The following is a 1,038-nucleotide window of genomic DNA, read 5'->3' on the forward strand; positions in this document are numbered from 1 at the left end:
CGATCGCCGCCTTCGAAGAGGTCGGCCGCGAGCTTGGCGTGATCTGAGGGAGACGGCGAGTTGCCCCTCACCCTAACCCTCTCCCCGCAGGCGGGGAGAGGGGACGTGCCCGGCGGATGCTCGGAGATGGGCGCAAGGGTGCGGCATATACCTTCTCCCCGCAGGCGGGGAGAAGGTGGCGGCAGCCGGATGAGGGGCATGCCCAAGCGGGCGAGATGATTTTGGAGACAGTCAGATGACGAACATGATGAAGGCGCTGGTGAAATCGAAGCCGGAAGTTGGCCTGTGGATGGAGCGGGTGCCGGTGCCGGAGATCGGTCCGAACGACGTTTTGATCAAGGTGAAGAAGTCGGCGATTTGCGGCACCGACGTGCACATCTGGAACTGGGACCAGTGGGCGCAAAAAACCATTCCGGTGCCGATGGTGGTCGGCCATGAGTTCATGGGTGAGATCGCCGAGGTCGGCTCGGCGGTCACCAAGTACCATGTCGGCGAACGCGTCTCGGGCGAGGGGCATATCGTCTGCGGCAAGTGCCGCAACTGCCGGGCCGGCCGCGGCCATCTCTGCCGCAACACGCTCGGCGTCGGCGTCAACCGGCCGGGCTCGTTCGGTGAATTCGTTTGCCTGCCGGAATATAACGTCGTGCCGATCCCGGCCGATGTGCCCGACGAGATCGCGGCGATCTTTGATCCGTTCGGCAACGCCGTGCACACCGCGCTTTCCTTCGATCTCGTCGGCGAGGACGTGCTCGTGACCGGCGCCGGTCCGATCGGCATCATGGGGGCGCTGGTCGCCAAGCGCTCTGGCGCGCGCAAGGTGGTGATCACCGACATCAACCCGACGCGCCTCGCGCTCGCCAAGAGCGTCGGCATCGACCACGTCGTCGACGCCTCGAAGGAGAACCTGACCGACGTGATGAAGGCGATCGGCATGACCGAGGGCTTCGACGTCGGGCTGGAAATGTCGGGAGCGGCCCCCGCCTTCCGCGACATGATCGACAAGATGAACAATGGCGGCAAGATCGCCATCCTCGGCAT

The 1,038-nt window shown here is 64.8% G+C and carries 1 protein-coding gene; it reads left to right on the forward strand.

Annotated features, from left to right (window positions below; translation table 11 throughout):
- Positions 1–235: 235 nt before the first annotated feature.
- The coding region (gene tdh, locus XB14_RS32395) for an L-threonine 3-dehydrogenase (RefSeq protein ID WP_077968720.1) at positions 236–1,038 on the forward strand (803 nt) is incomplete at its 3' end.

Origin of the sequence: Ensifer adhaerens (genome assembly GCF_002007205.1) — a bacterium.
Taxonomy (GTDB): domain Bacteria; phylum Pseudomonadota; class Alphaproteobacteria; order Rhizobiales; family Rhizobiaceae; genus Ensifer; species Ensifer adhaerens_D.